This is a genomic window from Paracoccus sp. TOH (assembly GCF_030388245.1).
Lineage (GTDB): Bacteria > Pseudomonadota > Alphaproteobacteria > Rhodobacterales > Rhodobacteraceae > Paracoccus > Paracoccus simplex.
This window is the reverse complement of the sequence record NZ_CP098363.1, coordinates 204,062-225,540: the sequence shown is the minus strand read 5'-3', so window position 1 is coordinate 225,540 and position 21,479 is coordinate 204,062. Positions and strand designations below refer to the sequence as shown.

At 60.6% G+C, this 21,479-nt stretch carries 21 protein-coding genes and 2 pseudogenes; 7 read left to right on the top strand and 16 right to left on the bottom strand.

What is annotated here, in order from left to right; translation table 11 throughout:
• The first annotated feature begins 253 nt into the window (after positions 1-253).
• From NBE95_RS21520 to NBE95_RS21510, 3 genes are read left to right on the top strand one after another with little or no spacing between them, the layout of a single operon-like run.
• Positions 254-616, top strand: coding sequence for a hypothetical protein (locus tag NBE95_RS21520; protein WP_289896648.1), 363 nt, complete (start codon positions 254-256; stop codon positions 614-616).
• Complete coding sequence (locus tag NBE95_RS21515; protein WP_289896647.1) at positions 610-1,092, top strand: hypothetical protein; 483 nt, start codon at positions 610-612, stop codon at positions 1,090-1,092. Before NBE95_RS21520 ends, NBE95_RS21515 begins: the two co-directional genes overlap by 7 nt.
• Positions 1,089-1,460 (top strand): hypothetical protein, encoded by a 372-nt coding sequence (locus tag NBE95_RS21510; protein WP_289896646.1) that lies wholly within the window; start codon positions 1,089-1,091, stop codon positions 1,458-1,460. The genes NBE95_RS21515 and NBE95_RS21510 overlap by 4 nt, the downstream gene beginning before the upstream one ends.
• 42 nt (positions 1,461-1,502) lie before the next feature.
• Here NBE95_RS21510 and NBE95_RS21505 read toward each other — a convergent pair whose 3' ends face one another.
• From NBE95_RS21505 to NBE95_RS21495, 3 genes are read right to left on the bottom strand one after another with little or no spacing between them, the layout of a single operon-like run.
• On the bottom strand, positions 1,503-2,663 hold the full coding sequence (locus tag NBE95_RS21505; RefSeq protein WP_289896645.1) for an outer membrane protein transport protein: 1,161 nt from the start codon (positions 2,661-2,663) through the stop codon (positions 1,503-1,505).
• An 8-nt stretch (positions 2,664-2,671) separates the two neighbouring features.
• Positions 2,672-3,682, bottom strand: coding sequence for a dienelactone hydrolase-related enzyme (locus NBE95_RS21500; RefSeq protein WP_289896644.1), 1,011 nt, complete (start codon positions 3,680-3,682; stop codon positions 2,672-2,674).
• Positions 3,672-5,261: a hypothetical protein gene (locus tag NBE95_RS21495; RefSeq protein WP_289896643.1), complete on the bottom strand. Its 1,590-nt coding sequence runs from the start codon at positions 5,259-5,261 to the stop codon at positions 3,672-3,674. Before NBE95_RS21495 ends, NBE95_RS21500 begins: the two co-directional genes overlap by 11 nt.
• A gap of 187 nt (positions 5,262-5,448) precedes the next feature.
• Between NBE95_RS21495 and NBE95_RS21490 the strand changes: the two genes are divergently transcribed.
• Positions 5,449-5,892 (top strand): hypothetical protein, encoded by a 444-nt coding sequence (locus NBE95_RS21490; protein ID WP_289896642.1) that lies wholly within the window; start codon positions 5,449-5,451, stop codon positions 5,890-5,892.
• On the opposite strand, the gene NBE95_RS22450 is transcribed toward NBE95_RS21490, so the two are convergent.
• The 6 genes and pseudogenes from NBE95_RS22450 to NBE95_RS21465 all read right to left on the bottom strand — a co-directional run.
• Entirely contained in the window at positions 5,889-6,383 is a 495-nt protein-coding gene (locus tag NBE95_RS22450) for a lysophospholipid acyltransferase family protein (RefSeq protein ID WP_354670385.1), read from the bottom strand. The two genes, NBE95_RS21490 and NBE95_RS22450, sit on opposite strands and share 4 nt — an antisense overlap.
• A 266-nt stretch (positions 6,384-6,649) precedes the next feature.
• Positions 6,650-6,871 (bottom strand): annotated as a pseudogene (locus NBE95_RS21485) (transposase); the annotation flags it as partial.
• A gap of 46 nt (positions 6,872-6,917) precedes the next feature.
• Positions 6,918-7,244, bottom strand: coding sequence for an AraC family transcriptional regulator (locus NBE95_RS21480; RefSeq protein ID WP_289896641.1), 327 nt, complete (start codon positions 7,242-7,244; stop codon positions 6,918-6,920).
• A 135-nt stretch (positions 7,245-7,379) separates the two neighbouring features.
• The gene (locus tag NBE95_RS21475; RefSeq protein ID WP_289896640.1) at positions 7,380-8,081 is read right to left on the bottom strand and encodes a glutathione S-transferase N-terminal domain-containing protein; all 702 of its coding nucleotides are present in this window, start codon (positions 8,079-8,081) and stop codon (positions 7,380-7,382) included.
• 229 nt (positions 8,082-8,310) lie between these two features.
• Positions 8,311-9,666, bottom strand: coding sequence for an IS1380-like element IS1247 family transposase (locus tag NBE95_RS21470; RefSeq protein ID WP_078527637.1), 1,356 nt, complete (start codon positions 9,664-9,666; stop codon positions 8,311-8,313).
• Between the two features lie 95 nt (positions 9,667-9,761).
• Positions 9,762-9,899 (bottom strand): annotated as a pseudogene (locus NBE95_RS21465) (TetR family transcriptional regulator); the annotation flags it as partial.
• An 83-nt stretch (positions 9,900-9,982) separates the two neighbouring features.
• Between NBE95_RS21465 and NBE95_RS21460 the strand changes: the two are divergent.
• The 3 genes from NBE95_RS21460 (at position 9,983) to NBE95_RS21450 (ending at position 14,146) form a co-directional block, all read left to right on the top strand.
• Complete coding sequence (locus tag NBE95_RS21460) at positions 9,983-11,500, top strand: MFS transporter (RefSeq protein ID WP_289896639.1); 1,518 nt, start codon at positions 9,983-9,985, stop codon at positions 11,498-11,500.
• Positions 11,501-11,726: 226 nt separating this feature from the next.
• Positions 11,727-13,193 (top strand): APC family permease, encoded by a 1,467-nt coding sequence (locus NBE95_RS21455; RefSeq protein ID WP_289896638.1) that lies wholly within the window; start codon positions 11,727-11,729, stop codon positions 13,191-13,193.
• 176 nt (positions 13,194-13,369) lie between these two features.
• Complete coding sequence (locus tag NBE95_RS21450) at positions 13,370-14,146, top strand: DUF4123 domain-containing protein (protein ID WP_289896637.1); 777 nt, start codon at positions 13,370-13,372, stop codon at positions 14,144-14,146.
• On the opposite strand, the gene NBE95_RS21445 is transcribed toward NBE95_RS21450, so the two are convergent.
• The 7 genes from NBE95_RS21445 to NBE95_RS21415 form a co-directional block, all read right to left on the bottom strand.
• Positions 14,135-15,490, bottom strand: a complete 1,356-nt coding sequence (locus NBE95_RS21445) for an IS1380-like element IS1247 family transposase (protein WP_078527637.1) — start codon at positions 15,488-15,490, stop codon at positions 14,135-14,137. The two genes, NBE95_RS21450 and NBE95_RS21445, sit on opposite strands and share 12 nt — an antisense overlap.
• Before the next feature lie 76 nt (positions 15,491-15,566).
• Positions 15,567-16,961, bottom strand: coding sequence for a hypothetical protein (locus tag NBE95_RS21440; protein WP_289896636.1), 1,395 nt, complete (start codon positions 16,959-16,961; stop codon positions 15,567-15,569).
• 14 nt (positions 16,962-16,975) lie between these two features.
• A complete protein-coding gene (locus NBE95_RS21435; RefSeq protein ID WP_289896635.1) occupies positions 16,976-17,281 on the bottom strand; it encodes a hypothetical protein in 306 nt (101 codons plus the stop codon).
• Between the two features lie 15 nt (positions 17,282-17,296).
• Positions 17,297-17,533, bottom strand: a complete 237-nt coding sequence (nrdH, locus tag NBE95_RS21430) for a glutaredoxin-like protein NrdH (RefSeq protein WP_289896634.1) — start codon at positions 17,531-17,533, stop codon at positions 17,297-17,299.
• A 10-nt stretch (positions 17,534-17,543) separates the two neighbouring features.
• Positions 17,544-18,647 (bottom strand): protelomerase family protein, encoded by a 1,104-nt coding sequence (locus NBE95_RS21425; protein WP_289896633.1) that lies wholly within the window; start codon positions 18,645-18,647, stop codon positions 17,544-17,546.
• 86 nt (positions 18,648-18,733) lie between these two features.
• Entirely contained in the window at positions 18,734-19,117 is a 384-nt protein-coding gene (locus NBE95_RS21420) for an SPOR domain-containing protein (protein WP_289896632.1), read from the bottom strand.
• A gap of 35 nt (positions 19,118-19,152) precedes the next feature.
• Positions 19,153-21,441, bottom strand: a complete 2,289-nt coding sequence (locus tag NBE95_RS21415; RefSeq protein WP_289896631.1) for a DNA topoisomerase — start codon at positions 21,439-21,441, stop codon at positions 19,153-19,155.
• Between the last annotated feature and the right edge of the window lie 38 nt (positions 21,442-21,479).

Below are 21,479 nucleotides of genomic sequence, written 5' to 3'. Positions count from 1 at the left end.
ACGCCCGTTCCGCATTGTTACCTAACCGCCACACCTGGCTTAACCCGCATATATACCTAGCTGTTGCCGTTATGCCGCATGTATACCTAGCGCAACACCCCTATGTTGCATATTTACTTTGCTCTGTCCTGCATTTTTTATATTTACCTAACCACGTCGCCATGTATTATGCACATACACACATAAGCACATATGGCACTAAGCACATATGGCCCCGCACGTTCTGCATCTTTACCTAAATGGAGTAACCAGCATGACGAACGATCCGATGACCTTCATGCACTTCGCGACCGAGGCCGACGCGGCCACCGGCCACGCGATGATCGACGCGGAATGCCGCAAGATCGGCATCACGCAGACCCTGCGCTCCCGCGCTGATCTGTGCTGCATCCCCGCTATCGCAGCCCTTGCGCTCGATGACAGCGGCCTGCCGCTGGCCTATGCGAACTCCTACCACTGCGACCTCTGCAACCAGAGCTGGACCGATCACTGGTCCTGCGCCGTAGACGACGAGTGCCCTTGCTGCGGCAAGGACTTCTCCCCCGAAGAAACGACCCTCTGCATCCCTGAACCCTATGCAGCCCTCTTCGAGATGCTGCCTGAAATCGCATGGTGAACGATATGCCCGATCAACCCGTCCTCGCCTTGGCACCAACCTTCTCGCGCTTTTCACGGGAAATGCTGAATAAGCGTGAAGCTCCCAGCTTCACCGGCTGGAAACTCTTCGACCTCGACACCGACGAGAGCGCCCTTGCATCGAACGATGCTCTGCTGCTCCGCAACCGTCTGGTTCAATTCGCGACCAACTCAGCGACCTCGGAGTGCCTGTCAGTCTTCCTGCCTATCATACCCAGCACCGAAGAGGATTGGGCGGCTGCGAACGAAGTCCTATCCAGTGTTTCTGACGATGATCTGCCCCTCGCCTTCGCCTGCTATGCACCACTCACACTGCAACGTCTCATGGAGACGCTGACCGAGACAATCCACGACGAAATCCCCGGCTACGATGACCCCGAGGATTTTCGCGAGGATGACTTTGACAACCACCCCTACACGCCATTGCGCGAGGCTCTTGCGGAGCTGTTCACATGACCCAGATCGCACTATACGCGCTCTTCATCCTTCGGGATGGAGAGCTGGAACTTTCGTTCCACCACACCGAGGAAGAGCGCAGCGCTGCTGTGCGGACCAGCATGGCCGAAATCGCCAGAAGCATCGGCCGAAGCGCGGCCGAGTTTACCCAGACTGTTGAGCTGGAAGAGCGCTATGAACAGGCCACGGGCAAGCAGTTGGAATTCCTGACCGAGGACGTGACTGTCCCTGTGACACATCCGGTCCTAATCCAGGTGATCGCGCTGATTGATAGCGCCATGAAGGATCTCAAATCCTCTGCAAACCCGCCCTATGTGCCGCTGTCCTACCTGCGTAAGGCCATGCAGCTGCTACAGGGCGAAGCCTAAGATAACAACGGGCAGGGGCGCTGGGCACCCCTGCCCATCCGATCAGAAGCTGTAGCCAACCTTGACACCAATTCCCCATGCGTAGCTGCCTTCCAGCTCCGCAGCCGCCATGGCAGGCGTCCCCATTGATGGATTGGCATCGCCCAAAGCGGCATAGGTGACAGCTGTCGTCACCGTCATCTGATCCTGCGTGTAGATCGCGGCCAAGGTGACGCTCTTGCTGCCGTTCGTCGGGGCGAGCGGCGAGACCATATCATCCCCAGCCTTTTCGTAGCTGAAGCTCACAGCACCGGACCAACGCTCGCTGAAGGCATGGCCAATGCCGAGCGTGTATGTCGTGGAATCGTCCAGCTCGACAAGGCCATGCCCTGTAACCTGCCACAGCCTTTCTGGATCGATGCGGAAGCTGGACCAGTCCACCCAGCGGATCGATCCGAACAAAAGCGTTTTCGGAGTCAGTCCCGTTTGGAATGCGAGGTTCCACGATTCAGGCGTTGACACCCTAAGAGGCGATGAGCCGTCCAGGAGCGGCAGAGCTGGGGCCGGGCCGGGACCATCCGGGTCTACAAGAGGCCCCCGCTCTGTGGCCCGGAAATCGTGGTTGATAGGCGAATTATAGGTCAGGCTCACGCGAGCGCCGATCTCCGGTCTCTCCCACGACACCCCAGCGAGCCAACCAAAGGCCGTATCATGGTCAACGCTCATGCTATAGCCGCTGACTGGCCCGAAGGCTGCACCGTCAACGGACACGCTGCCGTCCGTCCGTGACGCCCTGATCCCTGCATGAACCCCGAAGGGGCTATCCGGTATCTTATACCGCACAACGCCGGTCACGTTCACGCTGCTCACATCAACGCTCGTGCCGCCAAGCATAGCGGACCCACCAACAGGATAAAGCAGATCAGCCCCAAGCGGCTGATCGACAATCAGGGCAGCTGACCACTGGTCATTGAGCTGCTGCTTATACGCGAAGCCAATGCTGTTATATGAGCCAAGGATGTTGCCCGTTGCCGCACCGGGACCGAACGGTGTTTGGTCACGCCCAGATGCGCTGGGCGACACATGACCATAGCTCAACTCAAGATAGTTTCCCTCTTCAAAAAGAGGCCCGAGGAACTGGCCGCTGCGCTCGATACCACCGGCTAGAACGGAACCGCTCCCGAGCAGGAACAATCCAGCCCCCAGAAAATACACACGTTTCACAAAGTCTCCTAACCGCTATCGCTTTCGAGGAAATGCTTCAGGCTCATTCCAGCCATCAGCCCGAAGGGGGGTAGCGCCAAGGAGTAATGCCCACAGGTCAATTCCTTTATGACGGGATCGGCGCCAGCCGCCTGTAACTGCCCCACGAACCTTCTGGTCAGGTCGGGCAGAACCACGGTGTCGCGGCGAGCGAGCACCACATGCAAATCCAGATCAGACCGTGCGAGGCGCTGGGCATAGCCTCCCAGATCGGCTGGCCCCCAAGCCTTTCGCAAGCGAGAAAGGTCCATGGTAGGTTCCAAGCCCTGTCGTATGGCGCGGGTAGCTCGCCCCGTCCACACCATATCAGCCAAGCTGTCAGCGGTCAGAAACAACGACGCCTTCGACACGGCCGGATCGTGCGCCGCGACCAGACCGGCCACCCACGATCCTAAGCTCATCCCAAGAACAGAAATCTCCCGAAATCCGCGATCAAGCAGCCACCGGACAACCGTTCGCCCATCCAAGACCGCCTGACGCATCGATTGCAGCGTCCTGCCGACATTGGCACTCAGCATAAAATCCGCATGAGCCGCGCCGGGGCGGCTGCGCTCGAAGTGATAGGGCATCGAAATCTCGACCACGGCCAAGCCGAGGCGCGCAAAATAGCCCGCCAGAGCGCCTTGGCGCGAGGATGCGTTCCAATGATGAAAAACAATCAGCGCGTGTCTGGATGGCCCATTCTGGGTGATCTTGGCCGTGACACGATCATTTGGCGGAATGTTCGACTGAACTGCTGACGGGAAACGAAGCCAGCCATCCCCATCTTCTACCTGTGGGTCATATCCAGCCGGAAGCGCGTAATAGGCGGGATCAGCTTTCGCATTCTCGGCGCACTCGCATAACCCATCCAGCGACAACCCATGCCCCGCATTCGGAAAAGCAAGCTCCGCTCCAAGAGCGAAATCTTCGATTGCCTTGACCTGTTCCCCGCGAACGGCCCGGCCCTCGTCCCAACGGTCCAACAGCCTAAGAAACACTGCGACCCCCTCGTAAACCCCGCTCTTTTCCCAGCGAAAACTCTGGATCGAATATGGCGCAAATTCCGATCAGGGTTGAGACGCCCAACAGCACAACCCACCCAACAAATGCACCCATCAGGAAATATGCTGCGCATAGAATAGAAACGACGAAAACCATTTTCCCGGCTAGAATTGAATCCGTGGACAGAAGCCGAAACCTGACAATACCATAGATAAAAACAAAGCATGTCGCCAACAGCACAACCATGCTGCTGAAATGGTTTGGCATACTCACATCAATATATGATTCTTCCACGCTCGCGATGTTCATGAATGAATGAATATCTGCCAACATCCAGACGATAATATTCTCCGCGTCTGAAGTGAGGTATAGGCTTTGCAACTTCATTGTCGTTGCAATGAGAATGACAAGGATGGAGCACCTGAAAACGGCTCCAATGATAATCCGCGTGAGCACTCGACCATCAGCTGATCGCACTGCCCCAACATCCACATTGAGACTGTCTGCCAGTTTCGCGCAGTCATAGATTATCGTGTAGAGTAGGATCAGACCCACGAACAGAGCGTAGAAGCACACACTCATGTAAAGATAAGTGAGGGCAGTAAAGGCTATGGATTCTGTCACAGATACAACTTCTGGCCGTATCAGAGTCAAGCTGCCCCAATCCGTCGCATAGTCATTCTGCCCACTAAGCAGAGGCCCTAGCCGCACCCCGACCCACTGGATCAGTCCAGCGAAGACAGAGCAGATCAGAAACAACGCCCAAAAAGTAAGCGATGACGCCTCAACATTCTGCATCCAGGACTTAGCGGTTCCATCCCCAACAATTTGTGCGTCGAGCAGCTGTCTACCTTCCCGCTTCCAGTGCAACAGCGCCTCGACCACCAAGCCCAAGAAGAGCGGCAGGAATACCATGAACAGGACAGTCCAATTCGGTGCCCAAAGATAGCCAACCTGCTTCTCTATGCCCTCATGCGCATAACTGGCATTGTGAACGCCGATGATGAAGGACAGGAAGCCCAGCGCCACCGCACCTGCAAAAGCCGACGCAGGCAAGTCGAGTGGTGATCCACGACTGAACAAACCTTCCGACAATCTCGCCAAGCGGAACTTCTTGCGCTGATCCTTGATGATGACCGGAACGGGCACATCATCCACAGGAGCAACCAGAGTCTCTTCGGCGGGCGGATCGCCGCGTGGCTCAGGGTCATCGCGCTTCCGCCGTCTCTGCCTTCTCTGCGCCGCTAGAGCCGCGCTCAGGGCAATTTGCCAATCGGCCGTCGCTACGGGATCATCACATCCAAAGACCCGTGCAAGCCACCGAATGTTCTCGGCACTTATCCCTCGCTCGTTGTCTTGAAACCAGAGCTGAACCGTCCGCAGATCGATGCCCGCCATGTTGCCATCGATCTCGGAAATCGCCGCTGCAAGCAGGTCAGGAGTCCAAGGACCAGAGGGAAATCCGTCGCTGCCGACCGGCCGACCAGCACCAGCAGCAGCCAGTTTCTTGAACAGCTGCTTGAAGGTGCTCCCGTCACTGTGCGGCGCAACAAAATATTTCCCCTTCTTTATCAACTAGATGAACACCTTTGTTTCGTTTTGTTTCGCCTAAATTCGTAACGTATCGTGCTGACCCTATCAACTTCAAATAGACCTTTGCGGGCTGACCGGCGGGTTGGCGTATCCAGCGTGTTTTCAAAACCTTGCAGCGCCCCCGACGTTGTGATGCCCTACCTAGACCGACTTCGAGAAGGACGAACACATGGCACAGATCCTGTTCCTCGACCGACTGCGACAAGAGAAGAAGACCAACCTGACCGCATTTCGCCAGCTGGTGGAGCGGCACTTGTGGCCCGACCTTTCCCGAAAGCGAGAAATCCTGCGATCCTTTGGGAACCCGACTGCCACAATCCATGACGGTTGCAATGAAGGCCCCTCCGATCACATCATGCTGATGTTCTCCGGCACCGGCCCGCTTGAAGGATACTCGTTTGGCTTCGCCATCCGCAGCAATGCCGAAGCAAGCATCAGATCAGAAATTCATGTTTTTGATTCAGCCAGGTCTTCTATACTCTCCAAAGAGATAAGCTCCTGCGAAATCACCGCTTACACCCGCGACTGGCTGCGAGCGTCATATAATAATGCTTTGGAGATTATTTCACCTGTCTCGCAGCCGTCCCGCTCGACAAGCACTATTCGCGCTTAGATCGTCAAACTGATCCTCGGCCATATTTCGCTACCTGACCGAGAAAAAATCAAAGACCTGTCCGCGCCAGATATAGAAGCTCGAACGACAGGACAGCCGGTTCTAGCGCTTAACCACTCATACCCTCGCTGCTCTTCGCCAGGTGTTATCTTTCCAGTGGGGAATATCATCACCGAGCGACCAGAAACGAGGGACTTGCGCAAAGACCGGATGGACAATGAATGGTCAGCTGAAAGCGGAACAACCCGCCCCAATCCGCGCCTTTCCAAAAATTTGAGAAGACGCCGTGTTGTGGCGTTCTCAACCGCATATTTTGGTGTCACCGCATAATCCATGCTCACCGGAGCCGCCAAGGCGAATATAACGCCATCCAACAGGCTCTGATGATTGCAGATCACAATGCTGGGCTGCGAGCTTATCACGCCAGCTTGCTCAGTGAAGGTCACGCGGACGCGCAGCAAGCCTAAAGCAATCCGTCTCCATAGCTGCATGGTTCAGTTCGACCTGGTGTCTATCCGGGCCACACAGCCTGGATCGCGGTCGCAATTGCGAACAGAGGGAATGCGCCTGGTGTAAATCGTCAACGCATTGGTGCCATCAGCCTTCTGTTCGATCTTCACCGCATCCCCCAGAAACGACATACTCTGTGCGAACCCCTGCAAGGACTGTTGAACCTGTTCCTGAAGGTCTACAGCATGAGACAGCCCAGCGCGGTGCCGCTCAAGCTCTTCGGCTGTCTCGGCCGCGAGGGCTTGATAGCGAATACGCCATTGTCGCTCCAGCGCCTCCAACGGTTGTAGAGGGTCTTGGCCGGGCCGTATTCCTTCGGCGCGTCACACCAGCGCAACCCATTGCGATTGATGAAAATTATACCGCTCAGAACGCGACGGTCATCGACGCGGGGCTTGCCATGGCTCTTGGGAAAGAACGGCTTGAGGCGCTCCATCTGGGCGTCGGTCAGCCAATAAAGATTGCTCATCGATCAGGTCTCCTTGCAGAGCCTGAATCATGTCAACGGTCTGAAATCAATGGGTCTGGAGCCTAAGGTCCATTTCCAGGTTGAATGCCAGGTAAGGGCGGTCCGCCGTGGCCTGGGTGATCCGTGCGATGATCGGAACGTCGATCGAAACCAGCATGCCCTGGCCCGCATCGTGCTGGAACGGCCGGTCGCCCAGGGTGCTGACCTGCGCACCCTGGACGACGACGCACAGCGAGGGGCGGAACACCGAACATATGATGCCGCTCGGCGCCACGGCCCGGCTCAGCAGCAGGCCGTCCAGCGGCGTCTCGTGGCCGAACCGGCCGAACTGGCGTTCGATCAGCAGGCCCAGGGGTTCAAGCGGCGTGTCCATGCTTCGGTCTTATCTCACCGCGCCTGCCGAGGGGGCAAGCCGCCGCCGCGCCCGCCGGGGCGGGCGGGAAGCCGCATCGGGGGCCGGAGGCGGAGGCCCATGCGGGGCCGACCGCACCATGCCCTCGCCTTGCCGTCAGCGCGAGCTCTGCCCATACAGGATCCTGCGGGCCTCCTCGTTCTCGATATCGGGCGCATCGCCGTCCGGAAGCTTGACCGCCAGCCCGCGCGCGACGCCGGGGCGCGCCTGCATCCGCTTCTGCCATGCCGCCACATTGGGGAACTCGGCCGGGTCCACGCCCAGGTCGTCCCAGTAAAGCGACCAGTCGATCACGGCGATGTCGGCGATGCTGAATTCGTCGGCGATATGGTCGCGTCCGTCCAGCTGCCGGTTCAGGACACCGTAGAGCCGGCGGGTTTCCTTGCGGTAGCGCTCGATGGCATAGGGAATTTTTTCCGGCGCATCCTTGGCAAAGAAATAGTTCTGCCCCAGCAGCGGGCCGAACCCCGCCACCTGCCAGAACAGCCACTGATCGACCTTGATCCGGGCCCGGTGGTCCCTGCCGTGGAAGCGGCCGAACTTCCCGGCAAGATACTGCAGGATGGCGCCCGATTCGAAAATCGACACCGGCTTGCCGTCCGGCCCCTCCGGGTCGAGGATGGCGGGGATCTTGTTGTTGGGCGAGATCTCGAGGTATTCCGGCTTGAACTGGTCGCCCCTGCCGATGTGAACCGGGTTCACATGATAGGGAACGCCCAGCTCCTCCAGCATGATGGTGATCTTCTTCCCGTTCGGGGTCGGAAAGTAGAAGACTTCGATCGGTTGCGTCTGGCTCATGATCTTCTCCTGCATTCCCCAAGTGGCGTGTCGTTTGAGGTGAAGATCGCCTGTATCCGAGCGCTAGACAAGGATTTTCTGCCGCAAGCGGCACCTGCGGTCGCGCAGACTGCTGGATCTGGACGGATCAGACCGCGAAGCCGCTGTTTCCTTGCCCAGGGGCGGCGTTTTTCAGCGCAGCGGACAGATCTGTCCAGCCGCTTTCGTTCAGTTTGAGCGTGGATCGCGATCATGCGCATAGCGGTGGCGCTCGCAATCGGCGGATAGCGGCGAGGATGGCGCGTACCATCGTGCCGGTGACAGCGACCTCGGCCAGCTGGAAGGTGATGGTGCGGGCGTGACGGACCACACGTGCCCCGATCTTGATCAGCTTCAGTTGCAGGCTGGTCAACGACCAGTCGGCCATGGCCTCGGGCAGCTCGATGCAGTGCAAGAAGGTGGCCAGGTTGTACGCCAGGGCGTGCAGTTGCAGCCGCACCTCATTGTCGCGGAACTTCCGGCACGACAGCCGCGTCCAGCGAAAGGCGTATTTGCCCTCTTTGATGTGCTGCTCGGCGGTGCCGCGCTGGTTGTAGAACCGCACCACCCAGTCCGGCTCCATCGGCAGGTTGGTGACGATGAAGCCGACACGCGGGAACAGTTCGCCCGGATGCCATTCGATCTTGGCGATCACCCGGCGTTCCTTGTCCCAGGACGCCGCCTGATACTCGAATTCCTCGAAGAACCGCTTGACCTTGGTCAGTGACGGCCGCCCGACAGGGCGCGTTAGCCGATGCGCGATCTTGTCCTTGAGGACCGCGTTTGCGGGCAGCCGGATGGCGTAGAAGAACCGCGCTTCTTCCAATCGCTCATAGATCGCCGGGATCGCGTAGGCAGCATCGGCCCGGAAGAACCTGCCACCAAGGTCGCGCTCCGCGTAGCGCGCAATGACGGGGTCGAGAACATCACGCCAGCCATCGGCGCTGTGGACGTTGCCATGGCGCAGGGCGCAGCGTTCCAGCATCCCGAACTGGTTGAACAGAAAGTTGGGGTGATAGCAGCTACAGTCGAAATGGCCATTCCAGGCGGACCCTTCCTGGTCGCCATGGGTCGGGCTGACCGAGCTGTCCATGTCCAGAACGATGTACTTCAGCCCGTTACGGTCATGGAACCGGTCGATCCATTGCCCGTTCAGGTCGGCCAGCGCGGCACGGTTCCCGGCCAGAGCCAGCGTCTCGGTCTCGAACCGTCCCATCTGCGATGCCGAGGCCGCTTGTGCATCGACCGCTCTGCCGCCGACAACTTGGCGCATGACCGGATCGCAGGCGAGACGGTTGGCGTCGTTGACATCCTCGTATCCGGCCAGCCGCCCAAAGACTGATTGCCGGAACAGGCCGTCGAGCCGATGGACCGTGTTCTTGCCAGAGCGAGTATCGCGCAGCGCCGCTGACGCCAAATCGGACAACCCGAGCGCGTCATCAAGCTCGCGCATCACCAGAAGGCCGCCGTCGGAACTGAGCTGCGTGCCGCGAAATTCCAGCCGCACGCGAGGGTCGAAATCCACCCGATCTGCCCGTTGCAAGCCCGCACCCTCTGGGTGATCCATGAAACGCGCCCCTCGCAGCCTTCAACACCATGTTTTATATAGGAAATATAATGGTCAGGACAGCGAAATCAGCGCCTTACTTGGGAAATGTGGGATTGGACGCCGCCCTTGGTGATCCCGGCGGCGCGCGCCACTGCCTCGAAGGTCAGACCCGAGGCTCCGACACGGCTGACAATCGCCTCGGCCGCGTCCAGCACCTTGTCGCGGTCGATCGTTCTGGGACGTCCCGACATTTTCACCCTTCCATTTCAGTACGGGCGTATTTATTCCTTTCCGCAAGTTTGTCAAAGCCGCTTCTTCACTTCATGAGGTCCCGATGCCCGCTCGCAACCGCTGGTTGGCCCTTGCCGTCATCTCAAGCGCCCTGTTCCTCATCGTCATCGACATGACGGTGCTTTACACGGCGCTGCCTCGGCTGACGCATGATCTGGGCGCGACGGCGAACCAGAAGCTGTGGATCGTGAACGCCTATCCTCTGGTCGTCGCGGGCCTGCTGCCGGGCTTGGGCACGCTGGGCGACCGCTTCGGCCACCGCCGGATGTTCATGCTGGGGCTGGCGGTCTTCGGCTTGGCCTCGACCATGGCGGCCTTTGCCTGGTCGCCGCAGGCGCTGATCGGCGCGCGGGTGGCGATGGCCGTGGGCGCGGCAATGATGATGCCCGCCACATTGTCACTGATCCGCCTGACCTTCACCGATGAGGATGAGCGCGCCTTCGCCATCGGCATCTGGGCGGCCGTCGCCTCGGGCGGCGCGGCCATCGGGCCGGTGATCGGCGGCATCCTTCTGGAGTATTTCTGGTGGGGCTCGGTCTTCCTGATCAACGTGCCGGTGGTGCTGGTCGCGCTGGTGCTGGTGCCTCTGCTGCTGCCCTATCGCGAGGGGGTGAAGGACCGGCCCTGGGACCTCATCGGCTCATTGCAGGTGATGGTGGGTCTGGTCGGGCTGGTCTATGCGATCAAGGAAATCGCCAAACGCGATCCCGCCTGGGGTGAGGCCGCGCTGGTCTTCGCCATCGGCCTGATCGCCATGGTGCTGTTCGTCCGCAGACAGCTGGCCAGCGCCCATCCCCTGATCGACTTTTCGCTGTTCGCCATTCCGCGCTTCACGGCGGGGGTGATTGCGGCGCTGGTCGCCGCGGGCACGCTGATCGGGTTCGAGTTGGTCTTTACCCAACGCATGCAGCTGGTGCTGGGGCATTCGCCGCTTTACGCGGGGCTGTTGAACCTGCCCCTGCCGCTGGCGGCCTTCTTTGCCGGTCCGATTGCCGGGCTAATGCTGTCGCGTCTGGGGACCGAGCGGATGATCTGGCTGACGCTTCTGGTCGCCGGACTGGGGCTTGCGGGCTATCTTCTCAGCTATCAAGCCGCGGCCGCGATCTGGCTGGGCGCGCTGGCGGTGATGGGCTTCGCCATCGGGGCCTGCATGACCGCCGCCTCCAGCGCCATCATGCTGTCGGCACCCGAGGATCGCGCAGGCATGGCCGCCTCGGTCGAGGAGGTCTCCTATGAGCTGGGGGGTGCGCTTGGCGTGGCGATCCTCGGCAGCCTGTTCTCGGCGCTCTACACCTTCTTCCTGCATGTGCCGGACTCGGTCCCGCTCAGCGCCGCCGCGCGCGACAGTCTGGATGAGGCGATGATCCACGCCGAGACCCTGCCCGCCGATCAGGCGGCCGAGCTTCTTCAATACGCACGGCTCGCCTTCGATCACGCCTTCGTCTGGGTGACTTTCGCCGCCATCGTGATGCTTCTGGCGGCGTCGCTGATCGTCTGGAAACGCAGCGGAAAGCCCGTCGCGGCGCTCAATTCGGCCTCGTCGCAGCAGCCCGGAATGTGATCGACCGCTGCGGGAGGCCCCGCAGCGGCTCGACGCCCGTACCTCAGGTTGTTTCGAGAACTTTCCGATAATCTACTGTAGTCGGCAGATTTAATGCCAAAGCACCGGAACGGCCCCGCATCCGCCCCATGCGCGTGATTGCCTATGCTGCGCCATGATCCTTGCGCGGATTGCCCCATGGCTCGCACAATAACTCCATTGTGAACGCCAAGAGGGAGGAACCGACATGGCGGGAACGCAGCCGGCAACCGGATCGGTGCCAGCACAACCGGAACTGCACCGGGTCATGGGCCCGAAGCTACTTCTGCTTTTCATCATCGGAGACATTCTGGGAACCGGGGTCTATGCCCTGACCGGCACCGTCGCGGGCGAGGTCGGCGGCGCGGCATGGGCTCCGTTCCTGATCGCCTTTCTGGTGGCCACGATCACCGCGCTCTCATATCTGGAGCTGGTCACCAAATACCCACAGGCCGCAGGCGCTGCGCTTTACACGCATCGCGCCTTCGGCATCCACTTCCTGACCTTTCTGGTCGCCTTCACCGTCATGTGCTCGGGCATCACCTCAGCCTCGACCGCGTCGAACGCCTTTGCGGGCTTCGTGAACGACGGCTTCCACCTGGGCTTTCAGGCGGGCGGCACCGGCATCCTGACCATCGCTTTGGGCTTCATGGCGCTGGTCGCGATCATCAACTTCCGGGGCGTCGGCGAAAGCGTCAAGGCCAACGTCGTGCTGACCTGCGTCGAGCTTTCGGGCCTTCTGATGATCATCATGATCGGCTTTTACGCCATGAGCCAGGGCCGCGCCGATTTCTCCGAGGTGATGGTCTTCAAATCTTCCGAGGACAAGGGCGCCTTTCTGGCCCTGACCGCCGCCACGGCGCTGGCCTTCTTCGCCATGGTCGGGTTCGAAGATTCGGTGAACATGGCCGAGGAGGTCAAGGACCCCGTCCGGATCTTCCCGAAGATCATGTTGACCGGGCTGGGCGTCACCGGGGTCATCTATGTGCTGGTCTCGATCTGCGCGGTGGCGCTGGTGCCGGTGGGCGATCTCTCGGACCCGAGCAAAGGATCGGCGTTGACGCAGGTGGTGCGGGCCGGGGCACCGAACTTCCCCTTCGACAAGATCTTCCCCTTCATCGGCATGTTCGCAGTGGCGAACTCGGCGCTGATCAATATGCTGATGGCCAGCCGGTTGCTTTACGGGCTGGCGCGGCAGCGGGTCCTGCCGCATGGGCTTGGCCTTGTGCATCCGACGCGGCGCACGCCCTATGTCTCGATCGCCTTCACCACGGCTCTGGCCTTCGGGCTGATCTATTTCGTGGTCACCCGCTCCGAGACCCCGGCGATCAGCCTTCTGGGTGGCACGACCGCGCTGCTGTTGCTGTGCGTCTTCACGGTGGTGAACATCGCGCTGCTGGTGCTGCGCCGTCAGCCGGTCTCGCATGAGCATTTCCGCACCCCCGGCATCCTGCCCTGGATCGGCGCGCTGACCTGCGCCTTTCTGGCCGGGCCCTGGGCGCGCAGCGCCGCGCAGATGGAGCAGTACCGCATTGCCGGATGGCTGCTGGCGGTCGGTGTCGTGCTGTGGGTGGTGACCTGGATCTGGAACCGCGCGAGCCACCGCCATGCGGCGGGCTATCTTGAGAATGTCGAGGATCTGGCCGCGCATCACGGCGACTCCACCCGCAACTGATACCCGCAACTGATCTGGACCGAGGGGGCAAGCCGCCCCCTCGGCGCTAAATTCTCGCCTCCCGAGTGCCGGAGTTTTCCCCGCGTCACATCGCTTCGGGCTGGTCATTCAACAGCTTGAACGCCATAGTGACGCCAGTTTTTCAGCCGGTGCCGCCTATGTTCGATCCGTGGTTATTGCCAGTCTCTGACGATCCCCAGCCGCGATCCGCGCCGCAGAAAACCACCCTTGAAGGGGTTCAGCCTCTGGCGCGGCAGATCGGGGTCTGGCCCCGCCCGACGGTCCCTGACGCCCTGCATCCATGGCTCTTTGGCGATCCGGCTCAGCGCAGCTTTGCGCTGCTCGACGCCGCCCGCATCCGCTTCCTGCCCGAGCGCCTGCGCCAATCCGGCCTGCCGCACGCCTGCCTGTTTGACGGCACCACGGCCGAGGATCTGGCCGATACCGCGCCCTGGCTGGTGGAACTGGCCGAGGGCAATGACTTCACCCGCAGCCTTTTCACCCGGGGCGATGCGCATCGCGACCTGTGGGATGCCGAGGCGGGGGTGTTCCTGCGCTCGCCCCTGCCCCTGCAAGAGGTGCGCGCCCATCTGCGCAAGCTAACGCGGCTCTGCGATGAACAGGGCGAGTGGTTCTATCTGCGCTTTTGCGACCCGCTTTACGCGCGCCACCTGCTGACCCATGGCTCGGAAGAGATGCGGGCGCGTCTGTTGCGCAGCGGCCCGATGATGATGCGTGGCCCGCAGGACGGCCAGATGCTGATCTGGACGCCGCCCGCACAGCCCGATGATCTGGCCCCCCGCCGCGCGCTTCTGCTGCGCGTGCAGGACAGGCAGGCGCTGAAACTGGCGCGGCTGGAAAGCTTCACCACGCGCATGATCACCTGGCTGAGCGGACAGATCTGTCCAGCCGCTTTCGTTCAGTTTGAGCGTGGATCGCGATCATGCGCATAGCGGTGGCGCTCGCAATCGGCGGATAGCGGCGAGGATGGCGCGTACCATCGTGCCGGTGACAGCGACCTCGGCCAGCTGGAAGGTGATGGTGCGGGCGTGACGGACCACACGTGCCCCGATCTTGATCAGCTTCAGTTGCAGGCTGGTCAACGACCAGTCGGCCATGGCCTCGGGCAGCTCGATGCAGTGCAAGAAGGTGGCCAGGTTGTACGCCAGGGCGTGCAGTTGCAGCCGCACCTCATTGTCGCGGAACTTCCGGCACGACAGCCGCGTCCAGCGAAAGGCGTATTTGCCCTCTTTGATGTGCTGCTCGGCGGTGCCGCGCTGGTTGTAGAACCGCACCACCCAGTCCGGCTCCATCGGCAGGTTGGTGACGATGAAGCCGACACGCGGGAACAGTTCGCCCGGATGCCATTCGATCTTGGCGATCACCCGGCGTTCCTTGTCCCAGGACGCCGCCTGATACTCGAATTCCTCGAAGAACCGCTTGACCTTGGTCAGTGACGGCCGCCCGACAGGGCGCGTTAGCCGATGCGCGATCTTGTCCTTGAGGACCGCGTTTGCGGGCAGCCGGATGGCGTAGAAGAACCGCGCTTCTTCCAATCGCTCATAGATCGCCGGGATCGCGTAGGCAGCATCGGCCCGGAAGAACCTGCCACCAAGGTCGCGCTCCGCGTAGCGCGCAATGACGGGGTCGAGAACATCACGCCAGCCATCGGCGCTGTGGACGTTGCCATGGCGCAGGGCGCAGCGTTCCAGCATCCCGAACTGGTTGAACAGAAAGTTGGGGTGATAGCAGCTACAGTCGAAATGGCCATTCCAGGCGGACCCTTCCTGGTCGCCATGGGTCGGGCTGACCGAGCTGTCCATGTCCAGAACGATGTACTTCAGCCCGTTACGGTCATGGAACCGGTCGATCCATTGCCCGTTCAGGTCGGCCAGCGCGGCACGGTTCCCGGCCAGAGCCAGCGTCTCGGTCTCGAACCGTCCCATCTGCGATGCCGAGGCCGCTTGTGCATCGACCGCTCTGCCGCCGACAACTTGGCGCATGACCGGATCGCAGGCGAGACGGTTGGCGTCGTTGACATCCTCGTATCCGGCCAGCCGCCCAAAGACTGATTGCCGGAACAGGCCGTCGAGCCGATGGACCGTGTTCTTGCCAGAGCGAGTATCGCGCAGCGCCGCTGACGCCAAATCGGACAACCCGAGCGCGTCATCAAGCTCGCGCATCACCAGAAGGCCGCCGTCGGAACTGAGCTGCGTGCCGCGAAATTCCAGCCGCACGCGAGGGTCGAAATCCACCCGATCTGCCCGTTGCAAGCCCGCACCCTCTGGGTGATCCATGAAACGCGCCCCTCGCAGCCTTCAACACCATGTTTTATATAGGAAATATAATGGTCAGGACAGCGAAATCAGCGCCTTACTTGGGAAATGTGGGTTGATACTGGGCCTTTTCGTTTTCGATCTCGGCAGCGGCCGACCGGACCTGTGCAACCATCCCAGCGCCACCGATTGAGAAATAGAGGGTGGGCACCAGGAGCAGGAGAGCGACAACACCAGCCCCGACCAGGCCGAAGGTCAGCTTCCTGATCTGCGCATCCTTTTGGGCTGTCAGATCGTCTAACTGGGCCTTGGACGCGGCAACCTCGCGCGTGAACACCTTCACGACCTCGACCGTATCATGCAGATCGCGTTCGGCACCCTTCACCAACACGTCTTTCGTCTCGGTAGCCACCTTCTGAAAATCTGTCAGAAATCCGCTGATGGTTCTGCGAGCTGCCTCGACCGACTTCGAGGTTTCTCCCGAGGCGAACTCCAGCTCCGCGTTCTGAACCGCAGCTGCATCGCTGGCCTTCTTTACAAAGCCCTCCAAGAGCGCGTTCATCTGCTTGTCCGTCGCCTTCACGGCATCGCTGGCGCGAGCATCAAGCGCCTGTTCCACGGCCTTGGAGATCGCGGGCTGCAAACCCTCGATCTGGGCCTGAACCTCATCCCTGACACGCTTTGCGCCCTGTCTGGCCGCTTCCTCGATCAAGAGGATCTTCGGATCATCGATCTGGCCGAATCCATCACTGAATGCCGGTCCCGTCAGAACGACCGGCCGTCGCGCTTTCGCCGCAAGCTCGGCGTCGTCACCAACATATCGAACCGTGAGCGCTTGGGGTTCCGCCTTGACCAGCTCGAAACCGATCTTCCCCAGGTCGGCAATCACATCGCCCCGCGAACGCAGCTCGCCCGCCATAACAGCGTCTTCGACAAAGGTGGTCAGCGCCGGGCGCAGCCCTTTGTTCGCGCCCCTGTCGGCCAGCTGGAAGCTGGGTCGGATACCAGCCCGGTGCCGAGGCATCGGGTCTTGCAGATCGAACGTAAGGGCCTGCACCCGCGTCCAGAGCGCTGCCTTGTCGATCATCACCTTTGGCAGGGGCAGAGCTGCCTGCTCGGCCTTGTTCCACAAAGGCAGCAGGAACCGCAATTCGTGTCCCGCCCCCCAATTCAGATGCTGCCAGACGATCTCATAGTGCTCATGCCGCGCAAAATCTGGGAAAAAATCCGCCTCCCAGCGCTCCGCTATGCGCCGCAGGAACACATCATCATCTGGCTCGCGACCGGCGAACACGATAGCACCGGCCAGAGCGCGAGGCTGGCCCTGTATCGCCGCCTGGACGGCCTTGGAGCCGGTCTTCTTGAAAGCGGCCTCGACCGCTGGCAACCGGCCAATCAACTCGACTACGCGCGGGTTGTTCTGTCTATCCAGGAACCCGGTATCTTCAACCCTTGCCGCATCACGCGGAATGTCATCAAAGCGAAGCAGCATGGCTCCCTCCTGTGTCAGATGGCCGAAGGGGCCGAAATTTCCCGATAATAGTCCACGCCGCGTTCCGTGACCCCATAGCCCGATCCGGCGACTTCGCCATCCTCGGTGAATAGGCCATTGCGGTATTGGCAGTATCCTCGCTGCGTCAGATCGCGCAGGAAGCCTCTGGCAACCTCTCGCGGCATCCACTCCGTGGTGAAGTGTTGAAGCCTGTAGAACGTCTCACAGCGCCCGAATGGCGCTTCCCCGTCGATCATGACCGACAGGATATGCCGGTCAAAGAAAACCCTCGCCTCGGGGCATCTGTCAGCCTGTGCCATGACCCTTCCCCGCTGCTATTCTCGCGGATCGACCGCAAGCGCCCCGATCCGATCCGGCCGGAAGCCCGCCCAATGCTCGTCATCGGCAACCACCACCGGGGCTTGCCGATAGCCCAGCGTCTCCACAAAGGCATAAGCCTCCGCGTCCTCGACCAGATCAATCAGCTCGTAGGGAATGCCCTTTGCATCCAAGGCTTTTGTTGTGGCCGTGCATTGGACACAGCCTGGCTTGGTATAAACTGTCACAGTCATTTCATGTCCCTCAATCCATGTCGTCATTTTCAATCACAACATCGTCGTCGTCGTCGGCCACCATCACACCAGCGGCTCGCTTCGCAGCCCGCTCTTCGGCGGTCCTCGCCTTCACGGCATCCAGAAGGCGTTGAACCTCGGCTTTGGCCTTCTCGTGCTCGGATTGGTCGTTCCCAAGGGCCAGCACCATGTAGGAAAGTGAGGTTTTCAGATCGTCCTCGCCATGCCCGAGGATCTGGGCGAAGAACGCCGACTTCGTGCGGCGCAGCGAACCGAACCGCGCATATGCCAGCTCGGCATAGAGGGCGCGAAGCCATTTGACCGAGAGCTTGTCCAGCAGCTCTTCTGTCATTCCTTCGATATTGGAAAGGGAACCGCGCAGCTGCGCGTTGAACCGGCCGCTCTCACCGGAATTCAGATCACGGTAGTCAAACCCCTGCCAGCGCTGCCCCAGCTTGGATTCCCGGATTTCTTCCATCGCCTTGAGGATCAGCGGAACTGTGTCCACCTTCCCGTTCGGAATGACCGGGATGCGATAGGTCGCGCCGTGCATGGTGCCCTCGGCACCGCGCGTCTTTGCTTGGCCGGTGAATTCGAGCACATATTTCAGACGAACGCGCCCTTTCTTGATCTGCTCGACAACCGGCGTGAACTCGCCATCACGCACGACCTCAATAAAGCGCCGCCCGGTAAGCCCCATGACGCCCAACGCCTTCTGGCGCACATCAGTGCTGTCCAGCCACTCGACAAATGCCGCAACCATCTGCTCCGGGTTGGGGCACAGAACAAGGTTCTCGGCGCGGGACTTCACCGCCTTGGTGTAATCCCGGTTCAGCGTCTCGATCATACCCTCGGGAAAGGTGATGATCGCCAGAACGCGGCCTTCCAGATCGCGGCGCTCGTCGCCCTCGTCAAGCGACTCGAACCACTCTTTGATGCCTGCGCGAAACTTCACGATGTAGAGCTTTTGCGACCCAAGGGCCTTATCCGAGAATTCTTCGCGCTTGGTATTCCAAGCCGCCGTGAGCCGCCCCTGCCAGCCATGCTGGCCGACCATCAAGGCAACCTGGTGCGCGAATTCATCGATCTTCTTGGTAAGGGGATAGCGAGCCATATACCTCAACTCCTGTCGGGTTTGTTTAGGTATATATAAAACAGGGCAAGCCTGCTGGCAAGCTGTTTCCAAGGTAAACATTATTTTTACCTAATCACCCGAATGAAGGCATCTGGGTATCCCGACCGCCGCGCCCATCCCGCAAGCACTTCAGCTGTGTTGCGCTCTGTCTCCGGCATCAAGACGAGGTTCCAGGAACCTTGACGCCCCAAACGAGCTTCAAGCCCCACAGAGCGAATACGCTCGATCTGCCCTTCTGCGCTTTCCTGACGCCGGAAAGCCCCAACCTGGACATAGCGGGCACCGGCCGAAGCCTGCTGCCCGGCCTGTCCAAGGAAGACATGCACATCCAGCACCCGTGAAAGGTGCCGAGGCTCCGGCAGCGTGTCCCATTCCATGTCCTGCGCCACGGCCGGAGCGGCCCCCAGGGCCGCAACAGTCGCAACCGCCAGTATCAGCTTCGATCTCACCGCGTCATCCTTTCCTTTGTGATTAAGGTCCGCGCTTATGCGCGAGCCTTGCGCTTCCGTCCGGTTGCCGCCTTGCCCGACTTCGATCCGTGCGAGTCGATCCACTTGGAGAGAGACGACTTCGATTTGAGGGTTTCCGGGGGTATCTCGATCCCCTTCTGCCCCGCGATTTTCTCGGCCAGCTCAACCTGCTTCGAGCTGGGGCGATCATCGCCTTCACCTTTCGGCACCTGATCCTTGTGTGCATCAATCCACGCCGACAGCTGCTTGCGATCTTGCAGAACCTCATCGGCCAAAGTGACACCCAGCGCTCCGGCGATCTTGCGAGCGAAGGCCAGCTGGCTTTCGCTAGGACCGCCACCCTCGGTCATCGGCCCCAAGAACTCGCGGCAGATGCGCGCGTCCGAAGCAGCGCCTCGCGGCAGGCTGACACCATCACGCTGGGCCTTTGCCTTCGCAGCGGCCAGCATCTTTGCGCTCGGGGGCTGTTTCACATCGACCTTGAGCGCCCCGGCTCCTTCGGATCGGCGCTTCATCGCCTCAAGTAAGCGCTGCGTCTTCATCAGGATTTCATCGATCACATGCCGAGGATCGGCCTCGCCGCGCAGGATCGCATCGAGCGCCATTTCCATTTCAGCGGTCGCGGCAGGATCAAGCCACTCCGGGCATTCCTTCATCAGCTCCCGGTAGAATTCCAGCGCCAAGGGCGAAGCGTTGAGCCTGCCCTTCACCACCATGAAATATCCCTGCTTGATAAGCCCGGCGATAATGCTGTCGCGTGTCGCAGGCGTCCCAATCCCCTTGGCCTCATTGAGGCGTTCGGCCATCGCCGGATCGTCCGCAAAGCGCCAGGCTTCCTGCATAGCCTTGATGAGCGAGCCTTCCGTATAGAGCGACGGCGGTTTGGTCATCTTCGCGTCCACACCAGCGTCCTTGGCTGTGGCCTGCGCTCCGTTCGGCCATGCCGGGACGGCGGGATATTCCTCGCCATCCTCTTCGGCCTCGGCGGCGCTGGCTCCCATGGCCTCGCGCCAGCCCGCAATCTTCTCGACCACACCCACGGCCGAAAACTTTCGCTTCTCGCTCGACATGGATATTTCGGTGCGATCATAGATGCGATCCGGCCCGACAGCGGCCAGATAGGTTCGGGCGATATGATCGAACAGCTTGCCTTCGTCCTGGCTCAACCGATTGTAGATCGTCTCCCAAGCCTCGACGGTCTTGATGTTGGGCACGATGGCATGGTGCGATGACCCTTCCAGAGCTTTATCTGAAAAGTGACCAGCCTTGCCCTTACGGATCACCGGAGTCTGGTAGCTCACGCCCAGCTTGCCCAGCGCATTCAGCCCGTCCAGCATAGCCTGTGCATTGCCGATCTCGACTTCCGGCAGATAGCGGTTTTCTGCACGGGGATAGGTCGTGATCTTGTGCGTTTCATAGAGGGCCTGCGCCACATCCAAGGTCTTCTTGGCTGACCAGCCCCACCGCGAAGCATAGATTTGCAGCGTGGGAAGGTCGTTCAGCTTCGGCGGGCCTTGGCGCTTCTCTTCCTTCACGACAGACAAAGGCCCGGCCCATGTCCGCAGCCCGGCGACTATCGCCTCACCTACGGCCTTGTCGAAGATCCGCGCATCCTCGCCCGGCCTGTGGTTCAGCCTGACGATTTCACCGTTGTGCTGCGCATCCAACCACAAATCCCAATAGGGACGCGGTGTAAAACCATCGACCTCGATCTGTCGCTTGCACACGATAGCCATGGTGGGCGTTTTGACACGGCCCATGCCCATGGCACCGCGCATCCCGTCCGGTTTCAGGGCAACCGTTGCGGCTCGGGTCGCGGAAAGGTTGGCGATCTGATCGACCTGGGCACGAGCGACAGCGGCTTGATAGAGCCGCAGATGCTCGCTGTTCGGCCGCAGGTTGGCGAATGCCTCTTGCAGGGATTTCTCATCCTCCGCATTGAACATAGCGCGGAAAACCTGCCCCTTGAATTTGAGATAGCGCGTCAGGTTCTCCCCGATGGCCTGCCCCTCGCGGTCACAGTCCGTCGCGATGATGACGCGATCCGCGTCCTTCAGCTCGGCCTTGATTTCCCGCAGGAGCTTGTCTTTTCCGCCCGACTTGTCTTCGGAAAAGGGATAGAAGCCCGATGCAGGCCGCAGCAACTCGCAGCTCCACTTCGCCCAATCGGGATTGACCTCTTCGGGATCGGCCAGACGGATGATGTGGCCCCGCAGGCCGATCACCCGGCCGAACCGATTGCCGACCGCCGCTTGGACATTGCGGGCTTGGGATGGCTTTTCGCAAAGCACGATGGATTTCATGGACGGATCAATCTCCTACGCTCACGCCCTGCCCAAGG

Excerpts from the sequence above, each read along its gene's own strand:
- NBE95_RS21520 (WP_289896648.1), top strand. The coding sequence starts at position 254 with ATGACGAACGATCCGATGACCTTCATGCACTTCGCGACCGAGGCCGAC.
- NBE95_RS21515 (WP_289896647.1), top strand. The coding sequence starts at position 610 with ATGGTGAACGATATGCCCGATCAACCCGTCCTCGCCTTGGCACCAACC.
- NBE95_RS21510 (WP_289896646.1), top strand. The coding sequence starts at position 1,089 with ATGACCCAGATCGCACTATACGCGCTCTTCATCCTTCGGGATGGAGAG.
- NBE95_RS21490 (WP_289896642.1), top strand. The coding sequence starts at position 5,449 with ATGGCACAGATCCTGTTCCTCGACCGACTGCGACAAGAGAAGAAGACC.
- NBE95_RS22450 (WP_354670385.1), bottom strand. The coding sequence starts at position 6,383 with ATGCAGCTATGGAGACGGATTGCTTTAGGCTTGCTGCGCGTCCGCGTG.
- NBE95_RS21480 (WP_289896641.1), bottom strand. The coding sequence starts at position 7,244 with ATGGACACGCCGCTTGAACCCCTGGGCCTGCTGATCGAACGCCAGTTC.
- NBE95_RS21475 (WP_289896640.1), bottom strand. The coding sequence starts at position 8,081 with ATGAGCCAGACGCAACCGATCGAAGTCTTCTACTTTCCGACCCCGAAC.
- NBE95_RS21470 (WP_078527637.1), bottom strand. The coding sequence starts at position 9,666 with ATGGATCACCCAGAGGGTGCGGGCTTGCAACGGGCAGATCGGGTGGAT.
- NBE95_RS21460 (WP_289896639.1), top strand. The coding sequence starts at position 9,983 with ATGCCCGCTCGCAACCGCTGGTTGGCCCTTGCCGTCATCTCAAGCGCC.
- NBE95_RS21455 (WP_289896638.1), top strand. The coding sequence starts at position 11,727 with ATGGCGGGAACGCAGCCGGCAACCGGATCGGTGCCAGCACAACCGGAA.
- NBE95_RS21445 (WP_078527637.1), bottom strand. The coding sequence starts at position 15,490 with ATGGATCACCCAGAGGGTGCGGGCTTGCAACGGGCAGATCGGGTGGAT.
- NBE95_RS21440 (WP_289896636.1), bottom strand. The coding sequence starts at position 16,961 with ATGCTGCTTCGCTTTGATGACATTCCGCGTGATGCGGCAAGGGTTGAA.
- NBE95_RS21435 (WP_289896635.1), bottom strand. The coding sequence starts at position 17,281 with ATGGCACAGGCTGACAGATGCCCCGAGGCGAGGGTTTTCTTTGACCGG.
- nrdH (WP_289896634.1), bottom strand. The coding sequence starts at position 17,533 with ATGACTGTGACAGTTTATACCAAGCCAGGCTGTGTCCAATGCACGGCC.
- NBE95_RS21425 (WP_289896633.1), bottom strand. The coding sequence starts at position 18,647 with ATGGCTCGCTATCCCCTTACCAAGAAGATCGATGAATTCGCGCACCAG.
- NBE95_RS21415 (WP_289896631.1), bottom strand. The coding sequence starts at position 21,441 with ATGAAATCCATCGTGCTTTGCGAAAAGCCATCCCAAGCCCGCAATGTC.